General features: G+C 44.0%; 15 protein-coding genes. All 15 read left to right on the top strand.

Annotated elements, in window-relative coordinates:
* Window positions 1–45 precede the first annotated feature (45 nt).
* The gene (gene cshA, locus AOQ32_RS05625) at window positions 46–1,596 is read left to right on the top strand and encodes a degradosome RNA helicase CshA (protein ID WP_059393962.1); all 1,551 of its coding nucleotides are present in this window, start codon (window positions 46–48) and stop codon (window positions 1,594–1,596) included.
* A 126-nt stretch (window positions 1,597–1,722) separates the two neighbouring features.
* Window positions 1,723–2,931: a bifunctional folylpolyglutamate synthase/dihydrofolate synthase gene (locus AOQ32_RS05620; RefSeq protein WP_059393961.1), complete on the top strand. Its 1,209-nt coding sequence runs from the start codon at window positions 1,723–1,725 to the stop codon at window positions 2,929–2,931.
* Entirely contained in the window at window positions 2,913–4,313 is a 1,401-nt protein-coding gene (locus tag AOQ32_RS05615; protein WP_047974292.1) for an MFS transporter, read from the top strand. The genes AOQ32_RS05620 and AOQ32_RS05615 overlap by 19 nt, the downstream gene beginning before the upstream one ends.
* 68 nt (window positions 4,314–4,381) lie before the next feature.
* A complete protein-coding gene (locus AOQ32_RS05610; RefSeq protein ID WP_047974293.1) occupies window positions 4,382–5,014 on the top strand; it encodes a JAB domain-containing protein in 633 nt (210 codons plus the stop codon).
* Window positions 5,015–5,095: 81 nt separating this feature from the next.
* Entirely contained in the window at window positions 5,096–6,061 is a 966-nt protein-coding gene (locus tag AOQ32_RS05605; RefSeq protein WP_059393960.1) for a gluconeogenesis factor YvcK family protein, read from the top strand.
* A 1-nt stretch (window position 6,062) separates the two neighbouring features.
* Window positions 6,063–7,007: a DNA-binding protein WhiA gene (gene whiA / locus AOQ32_RS05600; RefSeq protein ID WP_059393959.1), complete on the top strand. Its 945-nt coding sequence runs from the start codon at window positions 6,063–6,065 to the stop codon at window positions 7,005–7,007.
* A gap of 83 nt (window positions 7,008–7,090) precedes the next feature.
* Window positions 7,091–7,699, top strand: coding sequence for an ATP-dependent Clp protease proteolytic subunit (locus AOQ32_RS05595; RefSeq protein WP_047974296.1), 609 nt, complete (start codon window positions 7,091–7,093; stop codon window positions 7,697–7,699).
* Between the two features lie 70 nt (window positions 7,700–7,769).
* Window positions 7,770–8,765: a D-2-hydroxyacid dehydrogenase gene (locus tag AOQ32_RS05590; protein WP_059393958.1), complete on the top strand. Its 996-nt coding sequence runs from the start codon at window positions 7,770–7,772 to the stop codon at window positions 8,763–8,765.
* Between the two features lie 227 nt (window positions 8,766–8,992).
* Window positions 8,993–9,988 (top strand): D-2-hydroxyacid dehydrogenase, encoded by a 996-nt coding sequence (locus AOQ32_RS05585; protein ID WP_059393957.1) that lies wholly within the window; start codon window positions 8,993–8,995, stop codon window positions 9,986–9,988.
* A 273-nt stretch (window positions 9,989–10,261) separates the two neighbouring features.
* A complete protein-coding gene (locus AOQ32_RS05580) occupies window positions 10,262–11,416 on the top strand; it encodes a PTS sugar transporter subunit IIC (protein WP_083994432.1) in 1,155 nt (384 codons plus the stop codon).
* 242 nt (window positions 11,417–11,658) lie between these two features.
* The gene (locus AOQ32_RS05575; protein WP_059393956.1) at window positions 11,659–12,978 is read left to right on the top strand and encodes an APC family permease; all 1,320 of its coding nucleotides are present in this window, start codon (window positions 11,659–11,661) and stop codon (window positions 12,976–12,978) included.
* A 143-nt stretch (window positions 12,979–13,121) separates the two neighbouring features.
* On the top strand, window positions 13,122–13,778 hold the full coding sequence (locus AOQ32_RS05570; protein WP_083994444.1) for an aggregation-promoting factor C-terminal-like domain-containing protein: 657 nt from the start codon (window positions 13,122–13,124) through the stop codon (window positions 13,776–13,778).
* A gap of 109 nt (window positions 13,779–13,887) precedes the next feature.
* The gene (locus tag AOQ32_RS05565) at window positions 13,888–14,451 is read left to right on the top strand and encodes a YqeG family HAD IIIA-type phosphatase (RefSeq protein WP_059393954.1); all 564 of its coding nucleotides are present in this window, start codon (window positions 13,888–13,890) and stop codon (window positions 14,449–14,451) included.
* Window positions 14,452–14,480: 29 nt separating this feature from the next.
* Window positions 14,481–15,635 (top strand): ribosome biogenesis GTPase YqeH, encoded by a 1,155-nt coding sequence (gene yqeH, locus AOQ32_RS05560; RefSeq protein WP_059394008.1) that lies wholly within the window; start codon window positions 14,481–14,483, stop codon window positions 15,633–15,635.
* A complete protein-coding gene (gene yhbY / locus AOQ32_RS05555; RefSeq protein ID WP_047974300.1) occupies window positions 15,635–15,952 on the top strand; it encodes a ribosome assembly RNA-binding protein YhbY in 318 nt (105 codons plus the stop codon). The genes yqeH and yhbY overlap by 1 nt, the downstream gene beginning before the upstream one ends.
* The last annotated feature ends 37 nt before the right edge of the window (window positions 15,953–15,989 follow it).

Raw genomic sequence — 15,989 nt, 5'->3', positions numbered from 1 at the left:
GATGAGTCAGGGCGCGCTGAACCAGTGCGCAAAAAGGAGATAATTTTGAAGTTTAATGAACTCGGCTTGTCACAAGCCATTTTGCAGTCAATCGAAGCCCACGGCTACGTTGAAGCAACCCCCATTCAAGAAAAGACAATTCCTTTGACCTTAGCAGGTAAGGATGTTATCGGCCAGGCCCAAACAGGAACTGGTAAGACAGCCGCTTTTGGTCTGCCAATCTTGGAAAACATCGACTTGAATGACCAAAACATCCAAGCCGTTATCATCTCACCTACACGAGAATTAGCAATCCAAACTGCCGAAGAATTGAAGAAGCTTGGTTCTGACAAATCAGTTAACGTCCAAGTTGTCTTCGGTGGTGCCGATATCCGCCCACAAATTAAGGGCTTGAAGTCACACCCACAAATTTTAGTTGGAACTCCTGGTCGTTTGTTAGACCATATTAACCGTAAGACTGCCAAGCTTGGCGGTGTTAAGACATTGGTTTTGGATGAAGCCGATGAAATGTTAAACATGGGCTTCTTGGATGACATTGAAGCCATCATCGCTCAGGTGCCTGACCACCGTCAGACACTGTTGTTCTCTGCAACAATGCCTGAAGCTATCAAGCGAATCGGGATGAAGTTTATGACGGATCCTGAATACATCCAAATCAAGGCCAAGCAATTGACGACTGATTTGGTTGACCAATACTTCATTCGCGTTCGTCACGAAGAAAAGTTTGATGCCTTGACTCGAACAATCGATATCCAAGAACCATTCTTGGGCATTGTCTTTGGTCGGACAAAGCGTCGAGTTGAAGAATTGGCTCGTGGTTTGGAAGCTCGTGGTTACCGTGCCGCTGGTTTGCACGGTGATTTGACGCAACAAATGCGTTCACGTGTCTTGGACCAATTTAAGGCCCATGAAATCAATCTTTTGGTTGCAACCGATGTTGCGGCCCGTGGTTTGGATGTTAAGGACGTGAGTCACGTTTATAACTTCGATATTCCACAAGATCCAGAATCATATGTTCACCGTATCGGTCGTACTGGTCGTGCCGGTGCTGAAGGTGTTTCAGTAACCCTAGTTGCACCAAACGAAATGGATTACTTGCGTGCCGTTGAAGAATTGACGAAGAAGCGCATGACGCCATTGCAACCAGCAACTTTGAAGGAAGCTCGGATTGGTCGGATTAATGGTGCCATTGATACCGCAGCCGCAACTATTAAGGGCTTGAACCCAGCTGAATTGCAAGACCAAGTTAACCAAATGACGTCACAATTCACAGCCGAACAATTGGCCGCCGGTTTGTTGGCTGCCGTGGCTGGCTTGGATAAGCAAAACGCACCAGTTGTTTTGTCACGCGAACGTCCTTTGCCTCGTCGCAAGGGTGGTTCATCATCACGTCGTGGTGGCTATCGTGGTGGCAATCGTCGTTCAAATGGTAACGGTGGTGGCTACCGAGGTAATGGCGGCGGTCGTCGTAATGGTAATGGTGGCGGCTACCGTGGTGGTAACCGTTCACATTCTGAAAATCGCGATAACCGTGGTGGACACCAAGGTGGTGGCAACCGTCGTCGCCGTGACTTTACCGTCCGCGAAAAAGACTAAATTAGATACACTACAAATTGAGCGGATTTGTCGCTTAAAAAAGTGTAAAACCGTCTGTAATCAGGCGGTTTTTTTGTCCCTATCTCGTTATAATGAGTATTAGAACTATAGTTGGGAGAACCGTTAGTGAAGAGAATTGAAGAGGCCTTGGCCTATATTCACGGTCGGCCAAAGGCTGGCAAAAAAGATAGCTTCACCCGTTTAGACGCCTTGATGACGGTTTTGGGTCATCCCGAAGACCGTCTGGCAGAAACCATTCACATTACTGGTACGAACGGGAAGGGGTCCGTTGCGACTATGGTGACGGCGGTCGCTAAAGAAGTCGGCCTGCGTGTTGGGACCTTTACGTCACCATTTATGACCGACTTTCGAGAACGTTTTCAAATCAATGGGGAATTAATCACACCGGCTGACCTGATTTTGTATACCAATAAGGTGAAGGAAGCAACCGACCGGGTGGAGCAGGCATCTTCTGGCCAACTGACGCCAACCGAATTTGAAGTGGTGACGGCCATTATGTTTTTGTACTTTGCTGACCAAGACCTTGATTTGGCTGTGATCGAGGTAGGGATTGGTGGTCGCTTTGATTCTACCAATATTTTAAAGACGACCAAGGTTGCCGTGGTGACGACTGTGGCTTTAGACCATCAGGCAATGCTAGGTGACACCGTTGCAGCGATCGCTGGTCAAAAAGCCGGCATTATCAAGCCGGGTTCAAAGACGGTGATTGGGCCAGGTGTCACAGCTGAGGCCAAAGAGGTGATTGAGGCCCAGGCCAAAGAGGTGGGCAGTCCGGTACTGGTGGCGCAGGTTGGTTCCTTCCATTCGGCATTGTCCGGTAGTTTTCAGGCTGATAACACGGCGACTGCGGTGTTAGCACTGAAAACTTGGCGTCCCAATTTGCAAGATGAGGTGATTCAGGCCGGCTTGGACCAGGCCTTTTTGGCCGGGCGCTTTGAACAAATTCAGCCAAAGATTTACTTAGATGGTGCTCATAACCAGGCTGGTATTCAGGCCCTGCACCGGTCAATTAAGGAAAATTTGGCTGGCCCCGTGACAGTTATCATTGGCTCTTTGGCCGATAAAAATGTTGATTTAGCTTTCTTGGAACTTGAAAAAGACCCGCAGATTACGTTGGCCTTGGTGCCATTTGAGGGTGTTGCCGGCCGCCCTGGCCTACAAAAAGACCAGGTGGACTTAGCAAATCAGGACCTGATTTGGTACGATTCATTGGACCAGGCCCTCAGTGAAAATCAGGAGAAAACCGTTGTGATTACAGGGTCTTTGTACTTTATTAGTGATGTTAGGAGAGAATTATGCCAGAAAAAGTCTTAAGCCCTCGGCTCATTTTGAGTATTTTGGCAATTGCCTTACTTGGCTTTACGGATATTATGTTGGAGACGGCTTTAAACGTTTCCTTTCCAGCCTTGATGAAGCAATTGCATGTTGATTCAGCGACGGTTCAGTGGTTGACCTCCGGGGTCATCTTATTGACGTCGATGATTGTCATTATGTCGCCTTGGTTGAAGGCCCGCTTTAGTAACCGGTCTCAGTTTATGGTGGCCGGGGTAGTGTCATTGATTGGAATTTTCATCGATGCCACTTCTAACCAATTTGGTCTCATCCTTTTTGGCCGCCTCCTGCAAGGTGTTGGAGCCGGCGTTGGCTTGCCCCTCATGAACAACGTCGTTTTTGAACAGGTTCCCGACAATCGCCGGGGAACGATGATTGGTTTAGCTTCCTTAATTGTTTCTTTTTCGCCGGCCTTGGGCCCAGCCTTTGGTGGCTTCTTAACGGCTTATTATGGTTGGCACATGATTTTCTGGGTGGTTTTGCCAATCCAGCTCTTTGCCCTAATCGTTGGTTGGTTCACCATTCAGCAAATTGATCCGCTTAAGAAAGCCCGCTTTGATTTGATTGGCTGGTTATTGTTGTCTTGCTTCTTTGTTGGTGGCTTAATCACGGTCGATCGTTTGTCTGGTCACGGTCTGTTTAACATTTTGAGCTTAACGGCTTTAGCAGTGATGTTGGTTGGAATCTTCGGGTACTATTTCTATGCTCAAAAAGAAGAGGAACCACTGCTTTCACCAAAGATGTTTGCACTGCCAATGTTTCGCCAGGCGGTCCTAGCGGCCGTCTTAATTCAGGTCGTTAACTTGACCTTTAACTATGCAATCCCAATGGGGTTGCAGCTGGTTTTGAAGCAGAGTTCAAGCGTTGCTGGTTTGTCACTTTTCCCTGGTGCCATTGGTTTTGCAATCATGTCCATCATCTCTGGAAACTTGTATGACCGCTTTGGCCCTAAGTTGCCTAATGCGATTGGTCTAGGATTCATTGTTCTTGGCATGGTCTGGATTGTCTTGGTACCATTTACCGTCTGGTCGATGACGATTGCCTTTGTGATTACCCAGTTGGGTGGTGGTTTTTGGTTTGGAAACAATATGACCAATGCCATTTCACACCTAGACCGAGTCTTTCATAGTGCTGGTAACTCGATTTTTTCAGCAGTTAATAATTATTCAGCCGCTGTTGGAATCGCCTTGGCTGCCTCGATTATTTCTATTTTCCAAAAGGGTGCAACGAATTTGTCTGCTGCAACTTTGAATGGTATTCAGTGGACTTATCGCTTTGATGTGATTCTGATTGCCTTGGCTGTTTACTTGTCGTTGAAGGTCATGAAAGATGCTGGTGATGGTCCAATGGTCATTAAGGACTAAAGACTCTTTTCTTTTTTGATGATTTTAACCTGATTTTTTCGTCTGATTGCATGAAGGAGAATTGCAATATGATGAAAAATCAGGTTTTTAATTTTTACGAGGCGATTGGCGAGGATGGCCAAAAGAATAGTGAAATTTTTCAGCTGTATTTTCCCGAAAAATATCTTTTTTGGGAACTCGATTATGAGACAAAGGCTGATTTTATCGCTGAAAATCCGGGACCGAACCGGGCCTTGTTGATTGCGATGCACTTAGGAGTAACCTTTGCATCCGAACGTCGACCAATCTTACTTTCTGCCCGGCATTCCAACATGGTTGGCGCTTTTGCAAAGGAAAAATTAGGACCGTTAAAGCAGGAACAACTGTTTTTGGCCCTCTTAAATACGCAATTAGACGTGATTGGTTGGGAAGTCGTCTTTGTTGGCACCTTAACCGAAGTGGCTGCTTCACCGCGTGAGATCTTCCAACGAGCCTTGTTGGCCAATGCCTATGCCATCATCATTGCTCATAACCATCCGTCAGGAAACTTACGACCTTCGGTTCAAGACAAACAGTTTACCAAACGACTATACTGTTTGGGGCAGGACCTAAACTTGCCACTCCTTGATGCCTTTATCGTGACCAAGGATGGCTATTGGTCGATGCAAGAAAATGGCCAATTACTGGGTGGTGAAATTGATGAAGCCACTGATTTTGTTTAGAAATTTCTTTCTTTCGCTCTCATGGTAAACCGGTAAAAATGGTAAAATATTGTTAGTAATAGCACGAGAGAGGATCGAAAGATGACTGCAAAAATTGTGATGATTGGTGGGGGATCGGGATTACCCGTCATCATTCGCCCATTAATCCAACACGATGTCGATTTGACGGCAATCGTAACGGTTGCTGATGATGGTGGCTCTTCTGGTTTATTGCGTGACTACGTGAACATTATTCCACCTGGGGATATTCGCAATATCTTAGTAGCCATGTCTGAAGGGGACCAGGAACTATTAGACCTTTTCCAGTACCGCTTTAAAACGAATGATGCTTTTTTGGCTAAACATGCAGTTGGTAATTTACTGATTGCGGCTTTAACGGAAATGACCGGTGATATTTCGGAAGCGATTGCCCGTTTAGCCCATTATTTAAAAATTAAGGGCCATGTCTTTCCTGTAGCGAAACAGCCACTGATTTTACATGCCAAAACGAAAAGTGGTCAATTTTTGGAGGGCGAGGCAGCCATTACGGCTGCTCACCAGTCTTTGGACCATGTTTGGGTAGAGCCAAATGACGAAGGTGAAGAAATTGTCGCCAGTCCGGAAGCCATTGCAGCTATTTTGGATGCTGATTTAATTGTCTTTGGACCGGGATCACTCTTTACATCGATTTTACCGAATGTTGTGGTGCCAGGTATTAAAGAGGCCTTGCAAGAAACGAAGGCTAAGCAGGTTTACATTGCCAACATTATGACCCAAAAAGGGGAAACGGATTCCTATACTGATGCCGAACACTTAGCGGTCCTAAATCGCCATTTAGGGCAAAACTTGATTGATTATGTTTTAACGAATGATCAAGAGGTACCAGCAGATTTCGTTGACTACCAAAAGTGGGGCGAAATTTCCAAACAAGTGGTTCAAGACCCAGAAAAAATCAGACAAGCTGGGGCTAAGAGTATTTCTAAAGACTTCTTGGCCCTGCGTGATGCCGGGGCCTTTCATGATGGCGACAAGGTTGCCGATGTGTTAGTTTCACTGACAGAGGAGTAAGATGTCGTACGCAGCAGAAGTAAAAAAAGAATTAACCGGGCGAACGGTTTCAGACGATGCTGCCAAATCAGAATTGGCTGCGCTTTTACAAATGAATGGCGCTTCGAGTTGGGGGATTGAGCAGGAAGTCCGGGTTCAAACTGAAAATCCGGCTATTGCTCGTCGTATTTATACTTTGATTAAGCAGATTTATCCAACAGCAGTGGTGGAAGTTCAGGTTAATCAGCGGGCCGCTTTATCTGACCGTAAAAAGCTTTTAGTTGTTTTACAAAGTCAGGTTGAGCAAATTTTAAAAGAGCTGGGCGTTGATCCATTGGGAATTGACCAGGAAGTACCGGCTTGGTTATTGAACAGCCAAAAAAAGCAGCAAGCCTTTTTGCGAGGAGCTTTTTTGGCCGCTGGTTCGGTAAACTCACCGGAGAAGGCCAATTACCATTTGGAAATCTACACTGGTCATGAGGAGTTAGCTGAGCAACTGGTGGCATTGATGACAAACTTTGACCTGCAGGTCAAGGTGACTCCCCGGCATTCTGGTTACATTGTTTATATGAAGCGAGCTGAGAAAATTGTTGATTTTCTAAAACTAATTGGTGCTGTACAAACCATGCTTCATTTTGCCGATATCCGAATTGCTCGCGATACCCGGAACTCGGTCAATCGGATGAATAACGCCGATGTCGCCAACATGCAGCGCACGGCTGTTGCAGCCAATAGCCAAGTCCAAGCCATTTTGACCATCCAAAAAGAAATTGGTGACCTTGATGAGTTACCAGCTAAGTTAGCTGATTTTGCCAGAGCTCGACTCGACCATCCTGATGGTTCCTTGGCTGAAATCGGCGATATTTTGGAGATTTCCAAATCAGGAGCAAACCACCGCATGCGTAAATTAGCGAAATTAGCTGATTTAATTCAATCTGGTGGTGACTTTGATTTGGACAACATTTAATTTGAAATCATTCGCCTTTATTTTAGTTTCTTGATAAAGTGCGTTACAATTATATTCTAAGAACACTACAAAGGAGTATTGCTATGTGGCCAGGAGTAATTGAACAAACCGCTAATGGGCGTGAATCCTATGACTTGCCTTCCCGTTTACTAAAGGACCGAATTATTTTGGTTCAAGGTGAGGTTGAGGATAGCATGGCAACATCGATTGTTGCCCAGCTACTCTTCTTGGAAGCCCAAGATCCTGAAAAAGAAATTGCAATGTATATTAACTCACCAGGTGGTTCTGTGACCGCTGGTTTGTCGATTACAGACACGATGAACTTCATCAAGGCCCCCGTGACAACGATTGTCATGGGATTGGCTGCTTCAATGGGAACCATCATTGCCGCCTCTGGTGAAAAGGGGCACCGCTTTATGTTGCCAAACGCCGAATACCTAATCCACCAACCAATGGGTGGGGCAGCCGGTGGTACACAGCAAACTGATATGGCCATTATTGCCGACCAGTTGACTAAGACGCGTAACAAGTTGAACAAGATTTTAGCCGATGGTTCTGGTAAGAGCTTGGATGAAATTGCACACGATACAGAACGTGACTTCTGGATGTCTGCCGAAGAAACCTTAGAATACGGTTTGATTGATGGTATCATGGAAAAGGCTGGCGAAAAGCCAATTACTTTGAAAAAATAAGTAATTTAACCAGATTTTTTGACTAATTTTAGTGTATAATATTGTTAGAAAGTTAATTTGGAGGACGAAAATGAAAATTTTTGCTTACGGAATTCGTGATGATGAAAAGCCAGCTTTGGAAGATTGGGAAAAGAAGAACCCAGATGTAACGGTTGGTTACACGCAAGAATTGTTGACGCCCGAAACTGCTCAATTGGCTAAGGGGTCAGATTCAGCTGTTGTTTACCAACAATTGGACTACACAAAGGAATCTTTGACTGCCTTGGCTGAAGTTGGGGTAACAAACTTGTCTTTGCGTAACGTTGGAACTGACAACATTGATTTCGATGCTGCCAAGGAATTGGGCTTCAACGTTTCAAACGTCCCAGTTTATTCACCAAACGCCATTGCAGAACATTCGATGATTCAATTGTCTCGTTTGCTTCGTCGTACGAAGCCAATGGACGCTAAGGTTGCTAAGCATGACTTGCGTTGGGCACCAACTATCGGTCGTGAAATGCGTATGCAAACTGTTGGTGTTATCGGTACTGGTAACATCGGTCGTAAGGCAATCAATATCTTGAAGGGCTTCGGCGCTAAGGTTATTGCTTACGACAAGTTCCCAAACAAGGAATTGCAAGAAGAAGGATTGTACGTTGATTCATTGGATGACTTGTATGCACAAGCTGATGCCATTTCATTGTACGTTCCTGGTGTTCCTGAAAACCATCATTTGATTAACAAGGACAGCATCGCTAAGATGAAGGACGGCGTTGTCTTGGTTAACGTTTCTCGTGGAAACTTGATGGACATCGATGATGTTATCGATGGTTTGAACTCAGGTAAGATTTCCGACTTTGCCATGGATGTTTATGAAGAAGAAGTTGGCTTGTTCAACGAAGACTGGTCAGGTAAGGAATTCCCTGATCCAAAGATTGCGGACTTGATTGCTCGCGACAATGTCTTGGTTACGCCACATATCGCCTTCTATACTACTAAGGCCGTTGACGAAATGGTTCACCAATCATTTGATGCCGCTGTTGCTTTTGCTAAGGGCGAAACACCAGCCATCGCTGTTAAGTTTTAATTGATTTTAAAAAGCTAGGAATAATTGTTCCTAGCTTTTTTATTTGTTTGCCATTTCAGTCGATTAAAAAATTAGCGCTGAGATTCCTTTTTTAGTTTGAAGAGCGATTATCAAGGGGTTTATAGGAGCTAAATTAGATTTTTATAATTGGGCAATTTAGTTGACCTTTTACTTAAAAGAGCGTATTATACTTTTAGCGATAAATAACTCGATTAATGGAGGTCGAAATGAAAGTTTTTGCTTATGGAATTCGTGATGACGAAGTACCAGCTTTGAAAAGCTGGCAAGAAGAAAACCCCACTGTTGAGGTTGATTACACGAACGAAGTGTTGACCGCTGATACAGTTGCCCTGGCTAAGGGAGCTAATTCTGTTGTCACTTTGCAGCTCGACCCTTATGGGGCAGATGTCTTAGAAGGTTTGGCTGATTTAGGCATCAAGAACCTATCCCTACGTAATGTCGGAACGGAAACAATTGATTTTGAAGCTGCTAAGCGTTTAGGCTTTAATCTTTCAAACGTTCCTGTTTATTCACCAAATGCCATCGCCGAACATGCGATGATTCAATTGTCTCGTTTGCTTCGCCGCACGAAGCCAATGGATGCAAAGGTTGCTAAGCATGATTTGCGCTGGGCGCCAACAATTGGTCGTGAAGTCCGGATGCAAACTGTTGGTGTTATCGGTACTGGTAACATTGGTCGTAAGGCCATTAACATCTTGAAGGGCTTCGGTGCTAAAGTCATTGCCTATGATAAGTTCCCAAACAAGGAGTTGCAAGAAGAAGGATTGTACGTTGACACCTTGGATGAGCTCTTTGCTCAAGCCGATGCCATTTCATTGCATGTGCCAGGTGTTCCTGAAAACGTTCACTTAGTTAATGAAGAAAGTCTTGCTAAGATGAAGGATGGCGTTGTGATTGTCAATACATCACGGGGTAACCTAATCGATACGGATGCTGCGATTGCTGCTTTGGATTCTGGTAAGATTTCTGATTTAGCCTTGGATGTTTACGAGGGCGAAGTTGGTATCTTTGAACATGATTGGTCGCATGAAAAGTTGCCTGATGAAAAATTGGCCGACTTGATTGCTCGTGATAACGTCTTAATCACGCCGCACGTTGCTTTTTACACAACAAAGGCAATCCATGAGATGGTTTACCAATCAATGAGTGCTGCACTAGCTTTTGCGAATGGTCAAACACCAGATAACGCTTTAGAATATTAAGAATTTTAGCTCAAATTAGGAATAGTTTGAGCTTTTTTTGTGCACAAAATTCTGTAAAATCCGAACTTTGATGATATAGTTATGAATTTCACGTTATATTTTTGCGATTTATAAGTGAAATAATAATGATTATAAACAAGTGAAAGTCTATTAAATTGGGGCAATGGGCACAAAAATTCCTGTAATGGACTTCACAATTTCAAAAAGACCTGTTATACTATTTTATGCAATATAAAAACTTCACAATTATAAGACGTGAAGCGGAGGAAAAATATGACAACAGCAGAACAATTTTCCGGTAAAACGCCATTGGGCGTGAAGGACTTCTTCTTTAAGGTTCTTTCCGGGTCCGCCCAAGGAATCTTAATCGGTGTGCTACCATCAGCCGTGATGAAGTACATCATTCAATTCTCAGGTCTGGGTAAAACAACCCTTGGGGCTGATTACTCAGCAATTTTGACACTTTTTACATCAATGATTCCATTCCTAATCGGAATGGCCGTGGCGATGAACTTCAAGATGAAGGTTCTTGACACGGGCGTTGTAGCACTGGCAACAGTTGCTGCTTCAAACTCAATTCAATGGGCAATGGTTAAGGCTGGTACGGTACAACCCGTTTCTGGTAAGACATTGGCTGTTCCAACGCGTCTCTTTGTTGCTAACGGCGCTGGTGATGTGATCAATGCGATGTTGGTAGCTGGTCTAGCTGTTTTGGCTATCTGGCTGGTTGACCGTTATCTGGCCGGTTTTGGCTCAGTGGCGATTATCTTGTCACCAATTATCGTTGCTGGTGGCGTTGGTTTGTTTGGTAAGGTAATTGCACCTTATGTCGCTCGGATTACAACTTGGATTGGGGATATGGTGGAAGTTTTCACGAAATTAGCCCCATTACCAATGGCTATCTTGATTGGAATGGCTTTTGCCGTCATCATTATCACACCAATTTCAACAGTTGGAATTGCCTTGGCCATTAACTTGCACGGAATGGCTTCCGGTGCAGCAGCCATGGGTGTTGTTGCAACAACAATTATCTTGCTTTTGAACTCATGGAAGGTCAATAAGAAGGGAACAACGGTTGCCATCTTCTTAGGAGCGATGAAGGGAATGATGCCTTCAATCTTTAAGAAGCCTGTGATGATTTTGTCCTTCATGTTTGCGGGTGCATTATCAAGTATCGCAGTGGCACTCTTTGACATCCAAGGAACGCCAACAACGGCCGGTTTCGGTTATATTGGTTTGGTTTCACCATTGCAATCAATGATTAAGGATGCTGCCGTACCAAGTTCAGTCATGAATAACTTTATCTCACCAGTTGTTGCGCTATTAGCCTGGGTAGTTATTCCTGTCGTGGTAGGTTTGTTGACTCAATTTATTTTCGTCAAAGTTTTGCACCTTTTCGAACCAGAAGACTTGAAACAAGAACTTTAAAATAAATATGAAATTGGACCGCAAGGTCCTTTTTTTCTTGCCTTTTGAGAAGACCTTAGTTAGAATATTATGGTATCTTTTTTCAATCTTTCGGCAAATATAAAGAAATAAAATCACATAAAAAGCTGACAATGTTCGGCTTTTTTATTATATTAAATTGATTATGAGAAAATATAGTCAGAATGTCCGAAGATATGCTAGAATAGAAATGTTGAATTTTCATCTAAATTGGAGGGCCACTCATGGCAGAAGAAGAAAAGTTGAACAGAGGATTTGGCCTCTGGTCATCGTTAGCATTAGTGATCGGAACCATCATCGGTTCTGGGATTTTCTTTAAGCAGGGATCCGTCCTGCAAACCGCAGGTGACACGAATACTGCCCTTTGGGCCTGGTTGGCGGGAGGAATCCTGACCTTGACCGCCGGCATGACGGTAGCCGAAGTTGGCTCACAAATGGCCGAAACGGGTGGCATCTATTCTTACTTAACTCATCTATACGGTAAAACAACCGGTTATTTGGCTGGTTGGATGCAGGTGATTTTTTACGGCCCAGCGATGATGGGGGCAATCTCTGCTTACTTTGGTGTTTTATTTGTTTCTCTGTTTGGTTTAAAGAGTGTGTGGTCGTTGCCTGCCGGTATGGTGGCCCTCGCTCTGGTTGGTTTATTAAATTCGATTCCAAATCATTTTTCCGCTGGGTTCCAGGTCTTAACAACTGTGATTAAGATGTTGCCGATTATCGCTTTGATTATTTTCGGCCTTTTCTTTGGAAAGCACGATGCCTTAGGTCAGATGGTGACGACGATGTCGCACTCAAGTGCTGGTGGTTTTGGAGTCGCTGTTTTGGCTACGCTTTTTGCCTATGATGGCTGGGTGACATTAGCAAACATCTCTGGTGAAATCAGAAACCCACAAAAAGTCTTGCCAAAGGCAATCATTACCGGAATCTTGATTGTGATTGTCGCCTATATGGGTATTTCTTACGGGGCCTATCGTTCATTAACTGCTAATGAAATTGTTGCTTTGGGGGAAAACACCACATTGAAGATGGCCACAAATGCCTTTGGTTACTGGGGTGGCCGTGTTCTTTCGGTCGCTGTTTTGGTTTCATTAATCGGTACGTTAAACGGCAAGGTTGTCTCGTTTCCACGGATTTTGTATGTGATGGCTAAAAAAGGAGACTTCCCTTTTGCTAAAACTTTTGCTAAAATCAACCACAAGTCCAAGACGCCGAATGCCGCAATTTGGTTAATGGTTGCCATTGCCTACTTAATGATGGCCTTGACGGACCCTGATCAATTATCGGATTACGCGATCTTCGTGACTTTCTTGTTCTATATCCTGGTCTTTATTGGTGCCTTTAAGTTGCGCCGACAAGATCCAAAGGGGCTGAAAAGAACTTTCTCAATGCCGTTGTACCCTGTTATTCCCATTGTGGCTATCTTGGGTTCACTCTACGTTGAGATTTCTGAAATTATTAACGATTTGCATGGAATCGGAATTTCGGTTATCATAGTTCTAGCTGGTTTGCCACTTTACTGGTGGTTGAATCGAAAGAAATGACACTTAGATAAACGCGAATTTCTCGAAATCGAGTAGTTCTGATACAAAATATCCTGTGTTTGTATATTTTCCTGACGAACGTTACGGAAGCGTTATCTGTTTTAATATTCTCGTAATATTGATTGGGGAAAATAATAACCATGATGTTTAATAAAGTTTTACTTACAAGTATGGCCGTAGCCGGTTTAGCACTGACTGCCGCCAACACACAATTTAATAAAGGAAAATCAACCTCTGACCAAGCGGTCAAGGTTACTGACTCAGTGAACACCAAGAAGGTTTCTACTGCCGTTTCATCTGTTGATAATCTCAAGAGCTTGGAAAATACTGCAGCTAGCCAGACTGTTGCTTCATCTGATGATGACACTGCCAGTGCATCTGACGATACATCCAACAGTCAAAGCCAAGTGACTTCGTTGTCTGCAACGACAACTCAGGCAGCGCAAGCTACGCCTGTGGCCACTTCAACTGCTGCCCAAGCTTCATCGACAAGCACGGCAGCTGCATCAACTTCTTCCGTATCAACAGCAACGACATCAGCAGCTGCAACAACTTCAACAGCCTCTGGTGACATTAACTGGTTGATTTCTCGTGAATCAGGCGGAAACGTGAATGCACAAAACGGACAATTCTATGGTATCGGACAATTGTCTCCTGCGGCCTATGCAACTTATGTACCTGGCCAAAACTACCAAGGTAATTATGCCGTTCAATTACAGGCTATGCAGGCTTATATTGCTGCCCGCTATGGTTCTGTAGCAAATGCTATTAGTCACTTCCAAAGTAATGGTTGGTACTAAGCTATAAAAATCGGAAAACAAAAGGGCCCCGTTAAGGGGTCCTTTTTTGCTCGAAGAAAGGCCTAATCGTGTATAATAGGGACTAAGGAAATAAAAAAGGAAGACAGATATGCCCCTTAATTTTTTAAAGCCCACCTATACGGTTGAGTCCGTCTATAACTTATCGGTGGCGGAGTTAAAAGACCAAGGCGTAAAAGCCGTATTAACAGACTTAGATAATACGTTGCTGGCTTGGAATAACCCCAATGGGACACCTGAATTGCATGCTTGGTTAAAAGAACTTAAAGCAGCCGGGATTGAGGTTGTCGTCGTTTCAAATAACACCTGGGATCGAGTCGAGAAGGCTGTTTCTGGTTTGGATGTTGACTATGTTGCCTGGTCCTTGAAGCCGTTGCCGCGTGGCATTTTGAAGGTACTCAAAAAGCAGGGCTTGCAAAAAGAAGATGTGTTGATGGTTGGTGATCAGATGCTAACCGATGTTTGGGCGGCTCACTTGGCTGGCGTTAAATCTGTTTTGGTCAAGCAATTGGTCGAATCAGACATGTGGCAAACTTGGTTCAACCGGTCACTTGAAAAGTTAGCTAAAAAACTGATTTATAGCCAAAAGCAACCGCTAATCTGGCACGCAACTTTCAAGGAAGCTGTTTCTGCTAGGGAAAATGATAAAAATTGATGACAGAAAAAGAATTTGAGCAAGAACAAGTGCAAACGATTGCAACCGATGAAGAAGTCCAGGAAGCTTTAGCTGAGGGATTATACTGCATTGGTTGTGGCGCTAAAATGCAAATTGATCATAAGGAAGAAGCTGGTTTTTTGCCACTTTCCGCTTTAAAGAAGCAACTGATGGCCGAAGAGTTACTGTGCCAACGTTGCTTCCGTTTGCGCCATTATAACGAAATTCAACCTGTTGAATTAACGGATGATGACTTTGCTAATTTGCTTCACCAGGTTTCTAAGACGAAGTCTTTGATTGTCTACGTTTTGGATTTGTTTGATTTTTCAGGGTCAACAATCCCTGGCCTACCACGCTTTGTTGGCCAAGAGAATCCAATTTTGGTCCTTGCCAACAAGGTGGATTTGTTGCCTAAGTCCTTAAAGGAACATAAGTTAAAGAATTGGGTCCAAGGACAGTTAAAGGAACAGGGCATTAACCCCGTTGGGATTGAACTTGTTTCTGCTGCCCATCCAAAAAATTTGGATCAAATTTTAGATAAAATTGATACACTGCGCGATGGCCGTGACGTTTACGTCGTTGGAACAACCAATGTTGGTAAATCAACCTTGATTAATCAAATTATTAAGTCAAAAACAGGTGTTCAAGAGTTAATCACGACTTCACGCTTCCCAGGAACGACCTTGGATCAAATTGCGATTCCATTGGACGATGGCCAATCTTTGATTGATACACCCGGGATTATTAAAAAGGATCAGTACGCCCATTGGGTGACTGATAAAGATTTAAAGTATGTTTTGCCAAAGGCTGAGATTAAATCCCGGACTTATCAATTAAATCCGGATCAAACACTTTTCTTCGGAGCTCTAGCGCGCTTTGATTTGGTAACTGGTCCTGCAGACGGAGCAAAAGCGGCTGTTACGGCTTACTTTGAAAATAATCTGATGATTCATCGCACGAAACGTCAGGGTGCAGATGATTTCTATGCAAAGCACAAAGGGCAATTATTGACACCAGCACCAGCTGATGAAAATGTTGACTTCGCTAAATACGAATTTAAAATTAACGAAAAGACGGACTTGGTCTATGCTGGTTTGGGCTTTATTACCCTGCCAGCTGGGATTCACGTCCAGGCCTATGCTCCTAAGGGAGTCGGGGTCTTCTTACGAAAGGCAATGATTTAATGCAAAATTTAACTGGAAAACAAAAACGCTACCTGCGGTCACAGGCGAACGGGTTAACACCGATTTTCTCTGTTGGGAAAGCCGGAGCTAACCAGGAATGGTTGGCAGAGGTCAAAAAGGCGTTGGCTAAGCGTGAGTTGATTAAGGTCAACTTGCAACAAGGAAGTGACTGGTCAGCCAAGGACTTGGCTGCCTTTATTGAAGAAGAATCAACGGTGACGGTTGCTCAGGTAATTGGAAAGACCTTGGTCTTGTATGAACCAGCAACGGATGCCAAATATGTGAAGTATTCAGTTGAAGTGGAAAAGATTCGTTAGACAGAGGACTTTTCCACTAAATTTTGTGAAGAGGGGG

It is taken from the genome of Fructobacillus tropaeoli (genome assembly GCF_001047135.2).
Taxonomy (GTDB): Bacteria; Bacillota; Bacilli; order Lactobacillales; family Lactobacillaceae; genus Fructobacillus; species Fructobacillus tropaeoli.
The sequence above is the reverse complement of the archived record's forward strand: the minus strand, read 5'-3'. Positions and strand labels throughout refer to the sequence as shown.